The organism is Saccharomonospora halophila 8 (assembly GCF_000383775.1).
In the GTDB taxonomy this organism is placed as follows: domain Bacteria; phylum Actinomycetota; class Actinomycetes; order Mycobacteriales; family Pseudonocardiaceae; genus Saccharomonospora; species Saccharomonospora halophila.
The window spans coordinates 2,834-6,520 of the sequence record NZ_KB912559.1 but is presented as its reverse complement, the minus strand read 5'-3'; the positions used below and the strand labels follow the sequence as shown (position 1 = coordinate 6,520).

Here is a 3,687-nt window from a genome sequence, read left to right as displayed (position 1 = left end):
GGCAGAGCGGTTCGAGCAGGCTCGCCGCCGCCGCGTAACGCCCCTGAGCCCCGAGCGCCACGGCGTTCAGCCATCCGGTCGCGGGATCGGCCCCGGCGGGACACGGCGACGGCGGGACGCCCCGGTCCGGATCGCCGAAGGCGGTCTCGCGGAGGGCCCGTGTCCCGAGAGTCACCGCATCATCATCCCCTGATCGAGTGATCAACTACACACTGGGTAAGGTTGAAACCTTCGTTCGGAATACTGGAACACCCCTTGAGGACTCGCGAGAGTGAAATGGCGAGTCCATTTCTCAGCGACGTGTCACCGATCACACGGGCGCGTAAGACCTATCGGTGGAAATGTGGCACAGCCCTTGAACAACGGTTGTTCGGGCTTCTAGCGTTACGCGCGTTGCACCAAATGGAGTAGTCCGCACTACGACAACTGCAGAATCCGGCAGCGTGGTGCCGGATATCGGAGGCGGTCACGAATGGCAGACACGCGCAGACTCCCCGGGCCGAACGCCGACGTGTGGGACTGGCAGCTGGAGGGGGCCTGTCGGGGGATGGACAGCGGTTCCTTCTTCCACCCGGACGGGGAACGAGGTCCGGCGCGGGCACGGAGGGAAGCCCGGGCCAAGGCCATCTGCCACACCTGTCCGGTACTGGAGATGTGCCGGGAACACGCGCTGGCCGTGCACGAACCCTACGGCATCTGGGGTGGGCTGTCCGAGTCGGAACGCGAGAGCATCCTCCGTTCCCAGCGACGTTCCCTGAGTCTCACGGTTCGCTGACACGGCGCGGCGAGATCGATACGGTCGACGAGTCGTCGGGAAGGCCGAACTGGGCGAGTGCGTCCTTCCCGACACACAGAACGGGGCGGCACCCCCTGGGGAGTGCCGCCCCGTTCGACGTTCACCCCGGACGGCGCGGCGCCGTCCGGCGCGGACCCGGCGGTCCGCCCGGTGCGGTCAGTGGGAGTGGCCGGACTCCTCGTCCTCCTCCTCGGGCTTGTCCACCACGGAGCTCTCCGTGGTGAGCACGAGCCGGGTGATCGAAGCGGCGTTCGCCACCGCGGAGCGGGTGACCTTGACCGGGTCCACGACGCCCGAGGCGGGCAGGTCGGTGAGGTCACCGGTGCCCACGTCGAGGCCCTGGCCCCAACCCTGCTCCTTCACCTTGGAGACCACGATCGCGCCCTCGTGACCCGAGTTGTTCGCGATCCAGTACAGCGGCGCGGTCAGTGCCTCCCGCACGATCTTCACACCGGTGGCCTCGTCGCCGGTCAGCCCGAGGTTGCCCTCGAGTTCCCGGGCGGCGTGGACCAGGGCCGAACCGCCGCCGGGCACGATGCCCTCCTCGACGGCGGCCTTGGTGGACGCCACGGCGTCCTCGATCCGGTGCTTGCGCTCGTTGAGCTCCGTCTCGGTGGCCGCGCCCACGCGGATCACCGCGACGCCGCCGCCCAGCTTGGCCAGGCGCTCCTGCAGCTTCTCGCGGTCCCAGTCGGAGTCGGTGCTCTCGATCTCCTTGCGGATCTGGGCGATCCGGGCGTTGATGTCGTCCTTGGTGCCCGCACCGTCCACGATCGTGGTGTTGTCCTTGGTGATGTCGATGCGGCGCGCCTTGCCGAGCACCTCCAGCCCGACCTCGGACAGCTTCATGCCCACCTCGGAGGAGACGACCTGACCGCCGGTCACGACGGCGAGGTCCTCCAGGAAGGCCTTGCGGCGGTCACCGAAGAACGGCGCCTTCACGGCCACCGCGTTGATCGTCTTGCGCGCGGCGTTGACCACCAGCGTGGACAGCGCCTCGCCCTCGACATCCTCGGCGATGATGACCAGCGGCTTCTTCTCCTCGGCGACCTTCTCCAGCATCGGGAGCAGCTCCTGCAGCGACGAGATCTTGTCGCGGTGCAGCAGCACGTAGGCGTTCTCCAGGATCGCCCGCTGCTCCTCCGGGTTGGTCGCGAAGTAGGCCGACAGGTAGCCCTTGTCGAACTGCACACCCTCGGTGATGTCCAGTTCGGTGGCCATCGTGGAGGACTCCTCCACGGTGATGACGCCGTCCTCGCCGACCTTCTCCACGGCCTCGCCGAGCAGGGCGCCGATGTCGGAGTCCCGCGAGGTCACGGTGCCGACCTGGGCGATGTTGTCCCGGCCCTTGACCGGGGTGGCCTTGTCCTTGAGGACCTCGACCACCTTGTCGGCGGCGGCCTGGACGCCGTTGCCCAACGCGGTCGGGTTGGCACCCGCGGCCACGTTGCGCAGGCCGACCGACACCAGCGACTGCGCCAGCACGGTGGCCGTCGTGGTGCCGTCCCCGGCGACGTCGTTGGTCTTGGTGGCCACGCTCTTGACCAGCTGCGCGCCCAGATTCTCGAACGGGTCCTCCAGTTCGATCTCCCGGGCGACCGTGACGCCGTCCAGCGTGATCGTGGGGCCGCCGAACTTCTTGTCCAGCACGACGTGACGCCCACGCGGCCCCAGGGTCACCTTGACCGCGTCGGCGAGCTTGTCGACCCCGCGCTCCAGCGCCCGACGAGCGTCCTCGTCAAAGTTGATCTGCTTTGGCATGGAATACCTCTCTGCGTGAGGCTGCCGCGGGAACGTCCCTGCGCGGCGGGATCACAGCCGGTCCCGGGTGCCCCGGTCCGGGCCCGCCCGCCCGCACTCCCACGACAGACGCGGTGCACTCCCGCAACGGATGCGGTGCGCGAAACGCCCCGGTACCCCGGCTCGGTGCGGGGCCCGGGGCGTCAATGCGTGCGCGGGTCGTCAGTTGACGACGGCCAGCACGTCGCGGGCGGACAGGATCAGGTACTCGTCGCCGTTGTACGTGACCTCGGTGCCGCCGTACTTGGAGTAGATGACGACGTCGCCTTCCTGGACATCCACCGGGATGCGGTTACCCTTGTCGTCGATGCGGCCCGGGCCCACGGCCAGGACCTTGCCCTCCTGGGGCTTTTCCTTCGCGGTGTCGGGGATGACCAGGCCGGAAGCCGTCGTCTCCTCGGCCTCGCTCCTCTGGACAACGATCTTGTCCTCGAGCGGCTTGATGTTCACGCTCACCGGATTGACCTCCACGGGTCGTCGAAAGCGTTGGCAGGTACCTAGTTGGGTACGGCTCCTACCACCCCGCCGTCGCGGGTGCCGGGGCGTGTGCGGTGCCGTGTGCGATTAGCACTCTAGCGATCGGAGTGCTAGCCGCGCAACCAGGGTACCCCGTCCCCACGGTGCCGAACCGCCGGTGGCGGCACCGTGGGCACGCCCCGGGATCACCCCTTCGCGTGCGGCCGGTCACCCGCCGGAGCGGCACTGTCGCCGTTCCGGCCACGGGCGACACCACGCTGGGAGACACACCGTGCCACTTTCGGTGAGATTTCAGCCCCGGAGGACGAACCGTCGCCGAGCGCTCGTCGGCGGCGTCACCGCTACGCCGTCCACGCCGAGAACGCCGGGCTCGCGCCGGGCCGCGAGTACTTCGACCGCCTCCGGCACGGACGGCACATCTTCCTCGCCGGACGCACCCGGACCGGCCGCTACACCGAGACGGTGTTCACCGGCAGGGCCGGGTCGGCGGAGAGGTCGAGCGCGCTCGGTGCGCCTCCCCCGGCGACGAGATGCGCACCGAGCGCGGCGATCATCGCGCCGTTGTCGGTGCACAGCCGCGGACGCGGCACCCGCAGTTCGAGGCCCGCCGCGGC

3 protein-coding genes and 1 pseudogene are annotated in these 3,687 nt (G+C 69.2%); 1 reads left to right on the top strand and 3 read right to left on the bottom strand.

The window, feature by feature from the left end; genetic code table 11:
- The first annotated feature begins 472 nt into the window (after positions 1-472).
- Complete coding sequence (locus tag SACHA_RS0113475) at positions 473-775, top strand: WhiB family transcriptional regulator (RefSeq protein ID WP_007026370.1); 303 nt, start codon at positions 473-475, stop codon at positions 773-775.
- Between the two features lie 177 nt (positions 776-952).
- On the opposite strand, the gene groL is transcribed toward SACHA_RS0113475, so the two are convergent.
- The 3 genes and pseudogenes from groL to SACHA_RS24565 all read right to left on the bottom strand — a co-directional run.
- Positions 953-2,557 carry a chaperonin GroEL gene (gene groL, locus SACHA_RS0113470; protein WP_019810624.1) on the bottom strand — a complete coding sequence of 535 codons (1,605 nt, stop codon included), beginning with the start codon at positions 2,555-2,557 and terminating at the stop codon, positions 953-955.
- A 201-nt stretch (positions 2,558-2,758) separates the two neighbouring features.
- On the bottom strand, positions 2,759-3,052 hold the full coding sequence (gene groES, locus SACHA_RS0113465; RefSeq protein WP_028663163.1) for a co-chaperone GroES: 294 nt from the start codon (positions 3,050-3,052) through the stop codon (positions 2,759-2,761).
- 470 nt (positions 3,053-3,522) lie between these two features.
- Positions 3,523-3,687 (bottom strand): annotated as a pseudogene (locus tag SACHA_RS24565) (tRNA (adenosine(37)-N6)-threonylcarbamoyltransferase complex transferase subunit TsaD); the annotation flags it as partial.

What these genes read in the sequence shown, in the direction of transcription:
- SACHA_RS0113475 (WP_007026370.1), top strand. Translation starts at nt 473, where the DNA reads ATGGCAGACACGCGCAGACTCCCCGGGCCGAACGCCGACGTGTGGGAC.
- groL (WP_019810624.1), bottom strand. Translation starts at nt 2,557, where the DNA reads ATGCCAAAGCAGATCAACTTTGACGAGGACGCTCGTCGGGCGCTGGAG.